Source organism: Mesorhizobium sp. WSM3866, from assembly GCF_002294795.1.
Lineage (GTDB): Bacteria > Pseudomonadota > Alphaproteobacteria > Rhizobiales > Rhizobiaceae > Mesorhizobium.
In genome coordinates, this window is record NZ_NSGC01000008.1 from 114,187 (window position 1) to 128,803 (window position 14,617).

Annotated in this window: 22 protein-coding genes; 8 read left to right on the forward strand and 14 right to left on the reverse strand. The window is 63.0% G+C overall.

Features of this window, described 5'->3' with window-relative positions; genetic code table 11:
* Positions 1-637: 637 nt before the first annotated feature.
* From CK222_RS32335 to CK222_RS19195, 8 genes are all read right to left on the reverse strand, one after another.
* Complete coding sequence (locus CK222_RS32335; protein WP_176477677.1) at positions 638-811, reverse strand: hypothetical protein; 174 nt, start codon at positions 809-811, stop codon at positions 638-640.
* A 71-nt stretch (positions 812-882) separates the two neighbouring features.
* A complete protein-coding gene (locus CK222_RS32340; RefSeq protein ID WP_095801436.1) occupies positions 883-1,482 on the reverse strand; it encodes a DUF6456 domain-containing protein in 600 nt (199 codons plus the stop codon).
* A 279-nt stretch (positions 1,483-1,761) separates the two neighbouring features.
* Positions 1,762-2,103, reverse strand: a complete 342-nt coding sequence (locus CK222_RS31740) for a hypothetical protein (protein WP_127326152.1) — start codon at positions 2,101-2,103, stop codon at positions 1,762-1,764.
* Complete coding sequence (locus CK222_RS19175; protein WP_067322350.1) at positions 2,024-2,731, reverse strand: hypothetical protein; 708 nt, start codon at positions 2,729-2,731, stop codon at positions 2,024-2,026. Before CK222_RS19175 ends, CK222_RS31740 begins: the two co-directional genes overlap by 80 nt.
* Positions 2,732-2,999: 268 nt before the next feature.
* A complete protein-coding gene (locus CK222_RS19180; RefSeq protein WP_095801438.1) occupies positions 3,000-3,311 on the reverse strand; it encodes a hypothetical protein in 312 nt (103 codons plus the stop codon).
* A 173-nt stretch (positions 3,312-3,484) separates the two neighbouring features.
* On the reverse strand, positions 3,485-3,796 hold the full coding sequence (locus tag CK222_RS32940) for a hypothetical protein (RefSeq protein ID WP_245433096.1): 312 nt from the start codon (positions 3,794-3,796) through the stop codon (positions 3,485-3,487).
* A 103-nt stretch (positions 3,797-3,899) separates the two neighbouring features.
* Positions 3,900-4,211, reverse strand: a complete 312-nt coding sequence (locus CK222_RS31750) for a hypothetical protein (protein ID WP_067001068.1) — start codon at positions 4,209-4,211, stop codon at positions 3,900-3,902.
* Positions 4,208-4,528, reverse strand: coding sequence for a hypothetical protein (locus tag CK222_RS19195; protein ID WP_245433098.1), 321 nt, complete (start codon positions 4,526-4,528; stop codon positions 4,208-4,210). Before CK222_RS19195 ends, CK222_RS31750 begins: the two co-directional genes overlap by 4 nt.
* An 80-nt stretch (positions 4,529-4,608) precedes the next feature.
* Here CK222_RS19195 and CK222_RS19200 point away from each other — a divergent pair, with 80 nt between their 5' ends.
* From CK222_RS19200 to CK222_RS19210, 3 genes are all read left to right on the forward strand, one after another.
* The gene (locus CK222_RS19200) at positions 4,609-5,241 is read left to right on the forward strand and encodes an XRE family transcriptional regulator (RefSeq protein ID WP_067321658.1); all 633 of its coding nucleotides are present in this window, start codon (positions 4,609-4,611) and stop codon (positions 5,239-5,241) included.
* A gap of 199 nt (positions 5,242-5,440) precedes the next feature.
* The gene (locus tag CK222_RS19205) at positions 5,441-7,207 is read left to right on the forward strand and encodes a tetratricopeptide repeat protein (protein WP_141247086.1); all 1,767 of its coding nucleotides are present in this window, start codon (positions 5,441-5,443) and stop codon (positions 7,205-7,207) included.
* Positions 7,180-8,676: a tetratricopeptide repeat protein gene (locus CK222_RS19210; RefSeq protein WP_095801440.1), complete on the forward strand. Its 1,497-nt coding sequence runs from the start codon at positions 7,180-7,182 to the stop codon at positions 8,674-8,676. The genes CK222_RS19205 and CK222_RS19210 overlap by 28 nt, the downstream gene beginning before the upstream one ends.
* A 270-nt stretch (positions 8,677-8,946) precedes the next feature.
* Here the strand turns inward: CK222_RS19210 and CK222_RS31755 are convergent, their stop codons facing one another.
* Complete coding sequence (locus CK222_RS31755; protein WP_141247087.1) at positions 8,947-9,192, reverse strand: hypothetical protein; 246 nt, start codon at positions 9,190-9,192, stop codon at positions 8,947-8,949.
* Between the two features lie 68 nt (positions 9,193-9,260).
* Here CK222_RS31755 and CK222_RS31760 point away from each other — a divergent pair, with 68 nt between their 5' ends.
* From CK222_RS31760 to CK222_RS32945, 4 genes are all read left to right on the forward strand, one after another.
* On the forward strand, positions 9,261-9,797 hold the full coding sequence (locus CK222_RS31760; protein WP_141247088.1) for a hypothetical protein: 537 nt from the start codon (positions 9,261-9,263) through the stop codon (positions 9,795-9,797).
* Positions 9,798-9,920: 123 nt separating this feature from the next.
* Positions 9,921-11,009 (forward strand): GSU2403 family nucleotidyltransferase fold protein, encoded by a 1,089-nt coding sequence (locus CK222_RS19225; RefSeq protein ID WP_095801442.1) that lies wholly within the window; start codon positions 9,921-9,923, stop codon positions 11,007-11,009.
* A gap of 82 nt (positions 11,010-11,091) precedes the next feature.
* Entirely contained in the window at positions 11,092-11,439 is a 348-nt protein-coding gene (locus CK222_RS19230; protein WP_095801443.1) for a hypothetical protein, read from the forward strand.
* A gap of 125 nt (positions 11,440-11,564) precedes the next feature.
* On the forward strand, positions 11,565-11,897 hold the full coding sequence (locus tag CK222_RS32945) for a hypothetical protein (RefSeq protein WP_082980647.1): 333 nt from the start codon (positions 11,565-11,567) through the stop codon (positions 11,895-11,897).
* A 94-nt stretch (positions 11,898-11,991) separates the two neighbouring features.
* Here the strand turns inward: CK222_RS32945 and CK222_RS19240 are convergent, their stop codons facing one another.
* From CK222_RS19240 to CK222_RS19250, 3 genes are all read right to left on the reverse strand, one after another.
* On the reverse strand, positions 11,992-12,243 hold the full coding sequence (locus CK222_RS19240) for a DUF2934 domain-containing protein (protein WP_095778871.1): 252 nt from the start codon (positions 12,241-12,243) through the stop codon (positions 11,992-11,994).
* Positions 12,244-12,351: 108 nt separating this feature from the next.
* Positions 12,352-12,561, reverse strand: a complete 210-nt coding sequence (locus tag CK222_RS19245) for a hypothetical protein (protein WP_067001047.1) — start codon at positions 12,559-12,561, stop codon at positions 12,352-12,354.
* A gap of 74 nt (positions 12,562-12,635) precedes the next feature.
* Positions 12,636-12,935, reverse strand: coding sequence for a DUF1236 domain-containing protein (locus CK222_RS19250; protein ID WP_067001089.1), 300 nt, complete (start codon positions 12,933-12,935; stop codon positions 12,636-12,638).
* Between the two features lie 203 nt (positions 12,936-13,138).
* On the opposite strand from CK222_RS19250, the gene CK222_RS19255 reads away from it, so the two are divergent.
* Positions 13,139-13,492: a DUF982 domain-containing protein gene (locus CK222_RS19255; protein ID WP_245322363.1), complete on the forward strand. Its 354-nt coding sequence runs from the start codon at positions 13,139-13,141 to the stop codon at positions 13,490-13,492.
* 147 nt (positions 13,493-13,639) lie between these two features.
* Here CK222_RS19255 and CK222_RS19260 read toward each other — a convergent pair whose 3' ends face one another.
* On the reverse strand, positions 13,640-13,858 hold the full coding sequence (locus CK222_RS19260; RefSeq protein ID WP_067001044.1) for a hypothetical protein: 219 nt from the start codon (positions 13,856-13,858) through the stop codon (positions 13,640-13,642).
* 260 nt (positions 13,859-14,118) lie between these two features.
* Positions 14,119-14,421, reverse strand: a complete 303-nt coding sequence (locus CK222_RS19265; RefSeq protein WP_067001081.1) for a DUF1236 domain-containing protein — start codon at positions 14,419-14,421, stop codon at positions 14,119-14,121.
* Positions 14,422-14,617: the final 196 nt, after the last annotated feature.

Below are 14,617 nucleotides of genomic sequence, written 5' to 3' on the forward strand. Positions count from 1 at the left end.
GACACGGCTGAAACGGCGTCACGCAAAGCGCGCAGATAACCGCATCGATCGGCGCTGCCCCTCATTGCCCTGCCGGGCATTTCTCCCCGTATAGTGACGGGGAGAAAGATGCTGTCACCGCCGCTTTCGCCAACCGCCAACGTCGCGGAATAGCTGCCAGCGTCGCGGCCATCCCCTTCTCCCCGTCACTATACGGGGAGAAGGTGCCGGCAGGCGGATGAGGGGCAGCGCCGAGGCCAGAAGTTTTTGCGCGGTCGTCTTTCAATACGCTCTTCGCAGTGAATCGTCGGAATGAATAACAATGCGAATTTGTCCTTCGGCACGTGGTTTAATCAGTGCTGGGATTGGGAGAGAGCCGCAGCCGCCTCCTGCTTCCAGCTTCAGCGGCCAGTTTCAGCCACTTCAAACTTTCGCCGGCGTCGGCTCTCACCCCGTCTGCCCCAGTGGCATAGGCTTTGCAACCATAAGCTGGTAGGGTGTTGCTGGATCGGCGCCTTCCTCGACAACCAGCAGGCCCCACGAGCCAAGCCGACGGAACCAGTAAATCGCATCCGCCTCTTCTAGACTGGATGGTCACTGCGAAGCGAGGTGGTCGTGGTCGGCTGGCCGGGTCATCTTCAATCCGGAGATCAGTGGATTAACGGTCATCGCCAGCTCGATTTAGGTGCCCCCAGGCGGCCTTAAGCACAAACAGCAGTGTCATCAACATTGCGGTGTTGAGAACAGGATGGGCGCTAAACACGGTCGCAATTACTGCAGCGACGCCGATCATGAACATCATTGAACCGAAAACAAGTCTAATGAAACGCATTCAGTCACTCCAGTTGCATAGTCACATAAGCAGCTTTCGATCCGGCACAAGCTAGGCACATCGCTTTCCCCTCACCCTACCTTCCTCCCCATCATCATCCCGTAATGCACCGCCAACAAATCCAGCCCGACCTTCAGCAGCTTGACCACCACATCGCGGCCGTCGCCGGTGCGTTCGGCGATGGCCTTCACCGACTGGCCTTCGAGGCAAATCTTGCGCACCACCTCCGCCACCTCCCAGTGGGCGAGCGCGGCCGCTGCGTGGGCGTGGGCGCGGCCGGCTGAGAGCACGCGGTCGGGCACGCCGCCGCCGAGGCGGCCGCCGTCGATGCGCTCGCTCCAGGATTGCGGCTGCAGGCCCTCGCGGGCGGAGCGCTCGAAATCGTCGCGAAAACGCTGGCCGGCTTCGCGCTGCTGACGGGTGAGCGAGGTGATGCCGGTGAGCGGATCGACATTGCGCAGGCGCACGATGCCGCCGGTTGAGGTGTAGCCACCGTTCGACACCTGGTAGACGCGGCGCGCCTCGGCCGTGCCGGGGGTGAGGCGCTGGCGGCCGAAGGCGTCGGGCTTCAGCGCGAAGTCATGGCCGATCTCGCGGCGGATGCGCACCTGCTCGGCCTCGCCCTTGGGGAGTTTCGGGGGTTGCGGTTTCTTGGCGGCTTTGCGGGGCATGGGCGGTGTCCTTTGTGGTGGGTGGTGTGAGTGGCCAACGGGAGAGGCTGCGTTCCTTCGCGCCCCCCTCTGCCCTGCCGGGCATCTCCCCCACTTGGGGGGAGATTGGCAGCTTGGGCGTCCCCGCTCAGACCTGCGAGGGTGGAGGTTGGCGAAAGCGGTGGCGAAGTCTGATCTCCCCCCTTGTGGGGGAGATGTCCGGCAGGACAGAGGGGGGCGCCGTCCCGCCGGCATTTCGATCATTGTCGGCTCCCCCTCCGTCGCGGCTGCGCCGCGCGACTAGCCGGGGCGAACCACGGGTCTCGCCCGTCCTTCGGACCCCCCACTTCGCGGCGGCGAAGAAATGAGCGCCCGCTTCGCCAACAGCTCCCGCATCAGCCGCCGTTCCCGCACCTCGATCGAAAGCTGGGCGCTGGACGGGCAGAACTGGGCGTTGTCGACCTTCGCCTCGCCGCGGATGAAGCGCTGGATCGCGGCTTGCACATCGGCAAGCTCGGCATCCTGCACGGCTGCGAGATAGCCGCGCAGCTGCATCTCGGGATCAGCGAGCGCGGATTGCGGGAAGCAACTGAACATCGCGGCCAGCGCTTTCGCCGCCTGCTGCAATTCGGCTGCGGTCATTGATCTCCTCGATGATGGCGTTGGCGGCATCGACATGTGTCTTGCGGCGATGCCAGTTCTGTCCGGCTGAACGGCCCGAAAATAATTTCTCGTTCTTTTGCCGCGGAGCGGCAGCCCGGGAAGAAAACGCCAGGGCGTTTTCTCCCGATGGATCTATGGCTATTGGATTGTTGGATTCTGGATTCTTGGATTCTGGACTCTGGGGCTTATCCTCCCCCTTATCCCCTGACTTAACCCGCCGCTTATCCAAGCGCGAAAACGCCCTTTCTTTCGAAAGGCTTGGGTTGCCGCCCTTGAGGCCGTTGCGGCGCACCACGCGCGCCTTACGCGCATCCGCGATCATGCGCCGGGAGTAGATGCGGCCATGCCGGTCTCGCGAGAAGACGCGGTTCTGCTCGAGCTCGGCAAGCAGGCATCCCAGCTCCATTTCTGTGCAGCCGGCAAGGCGCGCGAGCGCCGCCTCCTCCAGCCCCTTGCCGGCGATGGCGACATAGCCAACCGGCTCGTGCGCGGCGGCAATGCAGAGCATCCGCATCCACAGGCCTTGGGCCGCCAGCGAGCAGAGGCGCAGATTTGGATCGGACTCCCAATCCGACCAGAAAAACTTCGACCAGGTCGTACCGCTCATGGGATTGCCTGATGAGAGGCCGGGCAGCGGCAGGTGGCTAATCTCCCCCCTTGCGGGGGAGATGGCCGGCAGGCCAGAGGGGGGTGCTGTCCCGCCAGCCTATCCGCTCTGCTTGTCCTCCACTTTGCCCATTGTACTGCTGTCGTACCTTGAAAGGATTGGCGAGGCTGGCGTTCCTTCACACCCCCCTCTGTCCTGCCGGACATCTCCCCCGCAAGGGGGGAGATTAGCCACCTGCCGCTGCCCGGCGCCTTCATTGTTGCCACTCTCACATCCCCCTCCCGCGATGGCCGTGAAACCGCGCATGATGATGCGCGCAGTAGGAGCGCGTGGCCGACGTCGGCAGGCCGCAGCAGAGCATGTCGGGACCGGGCCGCGCGCCGACGGGATCCTCGTCCGCCTCCTCGCGCAACGCGAGATCGACCGGCGCGCGGCAGCGCTTGAACAGGCAATCAAGGAAGCGCATCGCCGCGACATGCGGCTGGCGGCCGGGGTTTACCGGGGGCGGCGGCGCGGGGAGCTTGTAGAGCTGGACGTCCGATTTCTCGCGGGTGCCGGGGGAAAGCCAGGCGGGCGGCATGCTGCGCGCCGGTTTGCGGGCTTTGGATTTTTTGGGTTTGGGGGGAGTGCGGGCATCCGGCTCCGTGGATAGCTCAACAGCCGATAGGTTGGCGGGACAGCACCCCCCTCTGCCCTGCCGGGCATCTCCCCCGCAAGGGGGGAGATTGGCAGTTGCGGCGCCGGCGCCCTCAATCAGTTCGGCATGCCTGGAAAGCGCTGCCGGCTCGGAGAGCGTGACACCTCCAGCCGCCACCCTGCCCCGCCGGCCCGGCCGGTCCGGCCGTGCATGTTTCCGCGGCCTGCCGCGGCGCGGCCACCCTTCGGGTTGGCGAAGCCGATGGCACGAAGGCCGGCGTTGCGGTGCACGATGCCGATAATGGCGTTGCGCGAGACCGGGCTGCCGCGCAGCGCGCTGAAGCGGCCGGCGATGCGGGAGGCCGATAGCCCCTCCTTCAGCCAGGCGGCGATCTCGTCGATTTCCTTTTCGGTGTAGGCGGCAGCCATGTCTCATTCCATTGCTTGCGAAGGGTTGCGAAGCGCTCGGCATGTGGCCAAGCGCCAGGGTTCGGCCGCGGGGCCGTTGGTCAGGTCAGGGAAACGGTTGGGATCAGGCGGCGCCGGGCGCCGCACCAAGCAGGCGAAGAAGGGCCGCCTCGGCGGCGGCCCGGGTCAGGCCCGACACCGCCAGGCCCGCCTTGCGGTCGAACAGGATGACGGTGCCGTCCTCGGTGCGGATGCAGGAGACGAGCCGGCCCGAATTGGGGGCCGGAGCCGGGGGAGGAGCGGCTCCGGCCGTTCCGGTGAACCGGGGTGCGGGCGGTTCGACCGGATCCGGGGCAGAGGCCCCGGAAAGCGTCCGGACCGGGGAGGAGGACGGCCCGGACGATTGGAATTCGACAGGCGAGGCAAGCGCGTTCATGCCGCCTCCCCTTGCATGGCGGCAGCGGCGCGATGGCCCGCCAGCCATTCGTAGCTGATACCGGCAATGCCGCGCCTGCGGCTCGCGGCCACCACATGCGGCCAGTGCTGCGGCGCGATGCGTCCGCGACGGCGCATCTGGCGGGCGGCTTCATAGCCGCAGCCGACATCTGCGGCGAAGGCGCCGATACTCTGCCAGGAATCAATTAGCCCCGAGATGCTCGTTGGCAGCCCCGAGATGCTCGTGGGCGGCCCCGGCACATTCGCGGCGGAGATGCTCGCAGGGAATGCGGAAACGCTTGCGGTAGGCTCATTCATGCGCTAAGCGTACGTTATGTACGAATGACGCGCAAGCGAAATCGTACAATTTGGACGATAATTTTCAGGCATTTTGTACGATGATGGATTCTCGGCACAGATTGCAGCAGGCGCGCGCCCAGGCCGGCTATGCCTCGCCCAGCGATGCCGCTCGGGCCTTGCGCGAAATCAACAAGAACACGCTTATCAGCCATGAGAACGGCAACCGGCCGCTGTCGCGCAAGGCGGCGGAGAAATACGGCCGGCTGTTCGGCGTCGACCCGGGCTGGCTCTTGTTTGACGCCGACGGCGTCGAAGCCGCGCCTGTGCACCTCGCCGCCTCGCCCATCACCATCGACGTGCCGATCGTATCGTGGATCAGCGCCGGCGAACTCGGCAGCCAGGACAGCGTGGTCAACCTTTCGGACTACCCGACCATCCCCACCGCCGATCTCGAGGAAGGCGAGTGGATTGCGCTGCGCGTCGACGGACCGTCGATGAACAAGATCTCGCCGCCGGATTCGATCATCTTCGTCAACCTGCGCGACAAGCGGCTGGTGACCAATGGCTGCTATGTGATCGCCGACGAAACCGGCCGCGCCACCTACAAGCGCTACCGCCCGAACGACACCCCGCCCTTCCAGCCGGCGTCCTATCTCGACATCCCGCCGCCGGAGCTCGAAGGCGCGATCACCATCATCGGGCGGGTCAAGCGCTCAATGATCGATATGTGAGAGACAATCTCGCTGAGAAACCGTCGCTCAACGAAGAACAAGAAGAACGTCGCGTTGCCAGGCTTTGAGGGTTGCGTTCTTTGGCCGAGAGCGAACACAGGATAGCGTTCGCAATTTCTGCTTGCATTTCGGAACAAAAACGGAACTATATAGGCAATTGCAGCCGCTGCCGCGGCAACTCCGGGGGGAGGATCAAAACATGTCACGCCGCACCGGCGCGTTCACCCGCGCATTCGTTGCATGGCTTTCATTTGGCCCGCTTTTGGCGCCGGCGGGAATAGTGGTGACGCTTGGCGGGCTTCGCAGTCCGGCCCTCGCAGAGAGCAAGGATTACGCTACTTGCTTCAGCGACGGCGCCCTCTCCGCCGACCAGCAGATTAGCGTCTGCACGCCCATCGCCGAGGACAGCGCCGAGATTCCCGATCTTCGCGTTAACGCCTATTTCTGGCGTGGCCTGGCTTACACGCAGAAGAACGATATCGACCGCGTCATCGCCGACATGACCGACGTGCTCGCGCTTGATCCGACATACGTGCCCGCCTTTACCAATCGCGCCATTGCCTGGGAGAGCAAGGCAGATTTCGAGCGAGCCGTCGCGGACTACACTCGCGCAATCGCGCTCACGCCAGACGATGCCAACCTCTATGCCGACCGCGCCAGGGCACTCAACAAGAAAGGCGAGCACGACCGTGCGATTGTCGAATGCGACAAGGCGATCGACATCGATCCCGCCAACGAGATGGCCTATGGCGTGCGCGGCGTCGCCTGGGAGGACAAGGGCGACGCCACGCGGGCCCAAGCCGACTATGACAAAGCAGAGAGCGTCCGCGCGGACCCCATCACCCCTTACCATGACCGCGCACTTTCATGGATCGCCAAGGGCGAGCGCAGGCGCGCGGAAGCCGATTGCAAGCACATCGCCGGCGTCGATGCAGACAAAGGGCGTGATTGCTCACGCCGGATCGCCGAGGCTTTTGGCGAGCCGCGCGACGGAGGTGGCGAGAAAACCGCCACCGCCCAAAATGCGGTCGGCATAGAATGGCAGGAAAAGGGCGACCATACCCGCGCCATCGCCGCATTCGACGAGGCGATCCGGCTCAATCCAGCAAGTTCCGCATTCTACTTCAACCGCGCCAAGAGCTGGGGCTTAAAGAAGAATTATGCCCGCGCTATCGCCGATCTGGATGAAGCCGTACGCCGCGACCCGGCCAACGCCCCGGCTTACCGCGTGCGCGGCATGACTATGGCTCGAGTCGGCAATTCGAAAGAGGCGCTTGCCGATCTCGACAAAGCGATTTCCATCAGTGCCGACGATCCAAAATCGTATTTCGAGAGGGCGCTTGTCTGGGAGGCGAGCGATCCTGATAAGGCAATAGCGGACCTGGACAAGGCAATCGCGCTCGACCCGGCCAACGCGGACTACCGAAAGGAACGGCTGAGCGTCCAGATTGGCAAGCGCAGGGCCGAGTGGCAACCCGTGCTGCAGTCACCGGGCGCTACGACCAGTCAGGCTCATGTCCCAATCCCAGCTGAGCCGCAGGCGGCCAAGCCTATCGCGCCTCCCACGTATGAGCCGCCGCAACTCTATGCCAAGCGCGACAATTCCGCCGCCATCGACTGGAATATGAAATCGGGGTTGCAGCAGATGCAGGTCGACCCCAAGGGCGCGATAGATACATTCAGCTTTGTCATCGGCCTCGATCCCTACAACGCCGATGCCTACTACCACCGATCCATCGCGGAGGCCTTGCTTGGCAATTTCGACCTCGCCGTCGGCGACTGCCGGCGAGCCGTCGAGCTCGACCCGAAGCGGGCAGGCACGTGCAGGGAACACCTGCCCGGCGAGCAAGGCAAGCCGACCGCCGCGAAGCCAGGCAGGGATCCGGCGACCGCCAGGATCCTGCTCGAGCGCGCCCAGATGCGGCTGTCGGCAAGGCCTTGGCCGCCAAGCGCGCCTACGACCTAGCGATCGCCGACTACGATCGGGTGATCCAGCTCGTTCCGGATCTGGTCTCGGCCCATATTCGCCGGGGGATGGCCAAAACCATGTCGGGCGATGTCGAGGGCGCGCTTGCCGATTGCGGCCATGCCGCCACGCTCGACCCGAAGGCGCGCGACGCGTTCTTTTGCAAGGGCATGGCCTGGCACGCCAAGGGCGACGGCGGGCGGGCGATCGCGGCCTATTCATTAGCGATCGCGATCGATCCGAAAGACGCCGCCAGCTATTATGGGCGCGGCATGGCACGGGCCGACAGGAAGGACTATGACGGCGCCATCGCCGATTTCGACCGGGCAATCGACCTCGACCCGCACAATCCGGATTACCTGGTCAGCCGCAAGGCGGCCGACGCGGCAAGAGGAAAAGGCGATGTCGCGGCCGAAGCCGGCGGGCCTGATCCGAAGAAGCTCAAGGCTTTCACCGATCTCGGCGATGCCCTCTACAAGAGGCACAAATTTGATCGCGCCATTGCCGAATACAACAAAGCCATCACGCTCGATCCGAAAATGGCGTCCGCATATCTGGGGCGCGGCATGTCGCTGGTAGCGAAGGGCAAGTATGACGCGGCCATCGATGATTACGGCAAGGGGATCGAACTCTATCCTGCCTACGTCGAAGCTTACCTCGGCCGCGCCGTCGCCTGGAGCAAGAAGAACGAACTGGATCGAGCGATCGCCGATTTCAGCCGCGCGGCCAAGATCGACCCCAGTTCTGCGCCAATCTATTTCGGGCGTGGCAGCGCCTGGCTCGCCAACGGCGATTACGACCAGGCGATTGCGGACTACGACCAGGCGCTCAAGCTGGATCCAAGGCTGGCCCTAGCCGAGGAGGGCCGCAAGCTCGCCGTGGCGGCCAAACGCAAGTCAGCCGGAAGCGATCCTGTCGGCTCTGACCAGAGCAAGTTGAAGACCATCGTCGACCACGGCTACGTCTGGTACAAGAAACGCAAGTATGCACGCGCCACCACCGCGTTCGAACAGGCCATCGCGCTCGATCCGAAAAACCCCGCCGGCTATCGCGGACGGGCGATGGTCCGCACCGACACCCATGACTATGATGGCGCCATTGCCGATTTCAGCAAGGTCATCGAACTCGCGCCGAAGAGCAGCGATGCCTATTTTGGGCGTGCCGCTTTGTGGGGGAAGAAAAACGAGCTTGACCGGGCGTTAGCCGACTATGACCGAGGCCTCGAGATCGATCAGAGTTGGAGCATGGCCTATTACGGACGGGCAACCAAAAGGCTGGAGAAGGCCGATTACGAGGGTGCGATGACAGACTTCGACAAGGCGATCGAACTGGATCCCAAAGTCGCGCGCTTCTACATCGATCGCGGCTTTGCCTATGCGGCAAAAAAGACATCGACAGCGCAACGCGAGACTTCAACAAGGCGATCAGCCTGGACCGGAAGAAGAGCGCTGGCGCCCATTTCGGTCTAGGTGCAATCAAGGAAAGCCAAGGCGACCACGATGGCGCCATCGCCGAGTACAGCCGCTCTATCGAGATCGACCCGACATATGCCGACGCCTACGATTTGAGGGCACATTCCTGGAGAGCTAAGGGCGATTTGAAGCGCGCCGAGGCCGACCGCAAGAAGGCGCTGAGCCTCGGACTGAACTAGACAGGCATTTTAGAGGGGCGGATGTCGCGTTGGAAATGGTTGCAGGTGGAGGCGGTCGTCCCCTTTGAGCTTCGTTGAGGCAAAAGTGCTACCAGCGATGTTCGGTGGCGGCAGATATCACCATGAGTCGGTGGCGAAGCCGCCCCAGCCTGTGATCACCGCCTACATCGATGCCTAGATCCGGAAGCAGGATCTCCAGATCTCTGAGGCTGTCGCCCGCGAATTTCCGGACGACTACGATGCGATGCTGCGCAAGATCACTGCCGCCGCCCAGACCGGAAGCCAAACAGAAGTGCGCAATACCAGCAGACAGGCCGTCGCCGATCTGCGGCACAGATATGCACGGCTCCTGCCTTCAGCGCCGGACAGCTAGTTCTCGCTAGCGCTTTCGGGCAACTCGACATGCTCAATCATGTCATGGCGCGCGAAACGCCGGCCACCTGCAACAATTACCTGCGCTATGTCTCGAAGTATGGCCTTTCCTTCAGCGCCTTGCCGTTGCCGTCGAGCAGAATTCCCGAGGCAAACAAATACCCGCCCATCGCTTCCATCTTCGCCATGTCCATGGTGCCGATGGCGCCGTTAGCATTCCTTCAAAAAATGCCGGTCGTTCAGCGCCGGGTTGGTGAGCGTGTCCTTGTTCGCCGCGATCAGCGGGTCGCCTGCGTGCTTCGCGCGGTCGACGGCGAAGGCGTAGCCGGCCCGCGTCCCTCGAAAAAAGCAGCGGCGGCTTGTCGGTTGGCGCCAAGGAACGCGTTTCCGGAAATGATCAAGGTAGTGTGCTCGTCCGGCAGCCGTAATCGGCGTAACGGAAGCTGCGCTGCTCCAAGCTTCCAAGCCCGGCCTCAACGCCTTCCAGGTCGAGTCTTCGGGCGTGACGTCGACCGCACCGGGCAAACCGTTTCCCCAATCCGCAGAAGAGCGGCCCATCTCTCTTAGGAGATGCCGGTCGTTATAAGATTTTTACCAGTTTCTTATAATGCTCTTGAATCTCGCCGAATAAGGCCCAGTTATAAGAAAATTGCAGGTTTCTTATAAGGCTGCGCACGCCCGGGAGCGGCCATGAAAACCATCGATCTTGCCTATCGTACCCTCTATGCCGAGCTGGTGCAGCGCAGCCTGGATGCCTCCTTCGAGACCGAATTCTCGACGGCAGGCAATTTCGTGCGCGTGCCGGTGAAAGGCCGCGACTACTGGTATTTCGAAGAGACGCGGCCGCAAAAGTTCAGGCGCTATGTCGGCCCGGCGGAAGATCCCGAGATCGCCAAACGGGTCGCGGCCTTCAAGGAGATCAAGGACGATCTCAGGGCTCGCCGCAAGCTGGTCTCCACGCTGGTTCGCGACGCCGGCCTGGCGGCGCCCGATGCTTTCAGTGGCGACGTCGTCGAGGCGCTGGAAAAGGCCGGGCTCTTCCGCCTGCGCGCGGTGCTCGTCGGCACCGTCGCCTTCCAGACCTATGCAGGGCATCTCGGCGTCAAACTGCCAGGAGCCGCGCTGCAGACCGGCGATGCCGACTTTGCCCAGTTCCATTCCGTCTCGGCCGAAGTCGACGACAGCATGCCGCCGCTCATCGAGGTGCTGAAGGCGGTCGACCCGACATTCCGGGAAATCCCGCACCGAACCGATGCGGGGCGCACGACGCAGTTCGAGAATGCTTCGCGCTACCGCATAGAATTCCTCACTCCGAACCGAGGCAGCGACGAGCATGCTGACCATGCCAGCCCGATGCCGTCGCTGGGCGGCGCCTCGGCCCAGCCCTTGCGCTTCCTCGATTTCCTGATCCGAGACCCGGTGCGGGCAGTACTGCTCCACCGCTCCGGCGTGCCGGTGCTGGTCCCCTCTCCCGAACGCTTTGCGGTCCACAAGCTGATCGTCGCGGCGCGACGCGAACGAAGCGCTGCCGCCAAGCGGGAAAAGGACCTGCATCAAGCGGGCCTGCTGGTCGAGGCGCTCGAGACCACGCGTCGGCGAGACGACCTCGCCCATGCCTTCGCGGAAGCGTGGAACCGGGGCGAAGCATGGCGTGAGGCGCTGCGCAAAGGCTTGCAACTGCTTCAGCCGGACAGGCGCGAGATGGTGGACCTGGTCCTCGGCAGGGCGCTCGACGAAGCGCGCATCGAGCTCGACGGTTTCATGAGACGGTCCAGGTGAGGTATCGTTCAAATTGTACGAAACGTTCTTGACCACTTTTCGTACCTAATGTACGATATTGCCCTTCGTTGAGGGGATATTCTTGAACACCGCGAACCATGCCGCTTTCGCCGACCTTTCCCGCCCCTTGCTCTCGCCTTTGCCGCTCGCCGAGCGCGAACGCCTGGCCGGCGCGTGGCGCATGGCCAGCCAGGACATCGCCGACGACATCCGCTTCATCCGGCAATATCTGAAGGTGATCGCGGAGAAGGACGACCGGCTTTCGACCGGCACGCTGGTGCACGGCCGCGCCTATGTCGAGGCCTGCGCAGCCTGGCTGCCCGAAACGATCGCGCGATATTTGAGGAACCTCAGGCTGATCAGCGAATGCGAGTGCGCGATGACTGCGGCGGCCGTGCGCTTTGCAAAATCGAGCGATGCCTGGCAGTGAGATGTCTTCCTTCTTCGCGGAAGAAGACCACCAATCGCGACGAGACAGAGGGGCGCGAAGGAGCGCGGCGACGGAACGGTTTCCGCCCGCGCCGGGTGTAGAGAATTCCATTTTGCAACCTTCGGATGCACCTCGACAAATGTATCGTTTCACACAATTGCCAATTGGTGGACGCGGGCGAGCGGCCGGTAGTTAATTCCTTTCGGGCGAAGGAAGGCATAGTCGCGTACCAGGGAGGAACTCGTTTGATAGACCAGCAAATCGACATCGGCGCACCAGCCGACGATCAGCCTTACGAAGTCACCTCATTCGCCAGGAAGCATGGGCTGACGATCCCGATCGCGGACGCGGTGCTTTTTGCCAAGGGTCCGTCGCCGTCGCGGGCGGCCTGCGATACCGCCGCGCTGGCTTTCCTCTGCGCCGTTGCGCAATACGCCAGAAAGCAAGGGAGGCGATAGCCGTTTAGCCTCCACCTCCGCGCCCTAAATCTTCGGGCGCGGGCTTGCTACATTTCGGTTGGTGCGGATGGCAGCGGCGGAACGGCCGCTGGGGTCAGGCCTTGGCTTTCGGCTTGGCAGGAGCCTTGGCCTTGGCGGGGGCTTTGGCGGGCGTTTCGGCCTTGGCCGACTTCGGCTTGGCGGCGGCCGTCTTTTTGGGCGCGGCCTTGGACTTCGGCTTTACTTCGGCGTCGATCTCGGCGGCCGCCTGGTCCCAGTGCTCCATATGCGCGCCTTCCGGCCGGCCGGCCTGCTCCCAGATCTCGTGCGCCCGCCGGCGAATGCGTTCCTGCCTGTCGTCCGTCACTGTCGCCTCCTTTGAGTGGGGCCGCTCCCCGACGGAAACATTAGCTGAATTTTCCGGTGGCGTCTTGCGCATCGACGCGTAGGTGCCTGAACTTCGGCAGCGATTTCTTCAGTGCACGTCGGAGACGATCGCAACGCCCAGATACGCCGCCTTCTTTGTAATCAATGCGGCTAAATCGGCGTCAGAGCGTTCGGTTCCGGTGCGCCTGCGCAGCAGGCCAATCGCTTCCTTCATCGATAAGAGGCCAGTGCGGCGTTCGGCCAGAAGCTGGTCGACCGCCTTTGCACAGTCGACTGATTCGACATGGGGGTGATGCATGGCTGCGACTCCTTCCTAGGAGCCGGCATCCCCCCGCCGGCATGGCGGGAGGATCGGGGCTCGTAAGCGTAAGATCACTCGATGACGTGGATGACCCTGCGTGTACCAGGATCGATCAGGACAGTGCGATCGTTGACCACGGCATATCTGTACTGAACGTCCGGCACCTCCCGCAGCTCGACCGTGTCAGGCACCGTCGAGCCGACGCCCAGTTCCAGCCCCAGTATGTTGACCGAGGCGATCGGGTGCTTGTGGACATATTCCTTGACGACAGTCTGCTGCTCCGGCGTGACGATGATCTGGTCCGCAGCGGCAAAGCCTACGCCGGCGATCAGAGCAAGGCCGGCAACAGCAGGAATAAGGGTGCGTTTCATCATAAGTCTCCTGTTGTGTTGGCGAGCTCCGCCCGCCTCCGCCGTCGCGGAAACCTGGCAGGTCGAACATAGGAGCTCCCGGGGCAAACGCGTGCATTGGGGTCTTGTTCCGTCTGCGGCGCCTAATTGATTGTTGCCGGCGGAACCGCCGGGGCAGCTTCGCATTGTTTGAATTGAATAAATTCGACCAGCAAAGGCCCGCCATGACTGCAGTTCACATCACAAGCGACATGCCGCTCCGCGCGCCGGTGGCGATCGCAGTCGGGGCCGGTTTCAAGCGCGAGATCGCTTCCCTGGCGGCGATGCAGAATTTCCTCAAAGAATGGCCGCCGGCAATGCGCGGCGACTGTTATGCCGCGGCCGTGCAGACCTGCGAGGCGGCGCGGACAGGCGAGAGGAAACTCGGGGAAGCGCGGCAGGCCTTCGTGGCATTCGCTCAGAAGGCCGGCATTCTGTGGACCGGCGTCGACCCCGTCACCGCGCTACGCGAAGCCAAGATCAGACGTCTCAAGGCCAGGAGCATAAGCCAGCAGCGCCGGCAATGGCCGCTGGCGTGACAGGCTGCTGAAGTCCGGGCCTATAGGATCGGGCTTATCGGACCAAGCATCATCGAAAAAGCCCTCGCGGCCGAAGGCTTTTGTCGCGTAGCGCCGCTCACTGCCGCCCAGTGCTGGACGGCAGCCAGTCGACATCGATAACGGCTGTCAGTTCAGCGAAGCTTCGCACGACTCGGTGAGGAAAGATGCGGCGATCAGATCGTCCGCATCGATGCGTAGGGAGCCATCGCCGCCCCCCATTATGGCCGCGACCTTCTGGAAGGTCTTTATTTCATGTGCGGTGATGTGGGCGTCTTCCATCCTGGCCCGCAACTCGGCGACGCGCATCCCGAGCGAGCGGGATGTTCCGATTTCTCGTTTCGACATGTTAACTAGTCCTCCTCGCCCCTGCCCATGCCTGTTCGCCGCCGCCCGATTCTGCTTTCTGCCACCGGTTTGTGTTGCCTATGAGACAGGTTTGTTTCTGCCACCGGTTTGTGTTGCCTATGAGACAGATTTGACCCAAAGCGCCCAACTTGGGTGTGGGTCAAAGGTTCCGTTAGCATATCGTAAATTAATAATTTTCCGTTAACCGCCCGCCGCCGTGACCGGCGGCGGGCCATCCGTTCGGCCGATTACGCTATCGGTTAATTGAGCACCTTGATGATCTTGCGCGTGCCGGGGTCGACGATCACAGTCCGGTTATCGACCACGACATAGCGATATTTGACGTTCGGCACCTCGTGCAGTTCGACCGTCTCGGGAAGCGTGCTGCCGATGTTCAGCTCGATGCCGGGAACCTTCACCGAAGCCAGCGGCTGCTTTTGCACATATTCCTTGATGACGGTTTCCTGCTCGGGCGCGATCACGACGGTGTCCTGCGCAGCGACGGCGCCAGCGCCGGCGAGAAGCAGGAGGGCCGCGGCGGCGGTGGTGATGTGCATTTTCATGGTCGTCTCCTTTGTGTGGTCAATCGCCTCCTCTGCTGCGCCTGCGATTTCCACAGCCGATCGGCACCGTCCTAACGCCGAGGACCGCGGCTTGTTCCTGCAAAATTCCGCGCATCCGCCGGCGTAAGAACGCCGCCGCCGCTTGGCTAAACAATCTCGGAACAATGCCTTCCAAGTCGTGTTTAACCAACGAAGG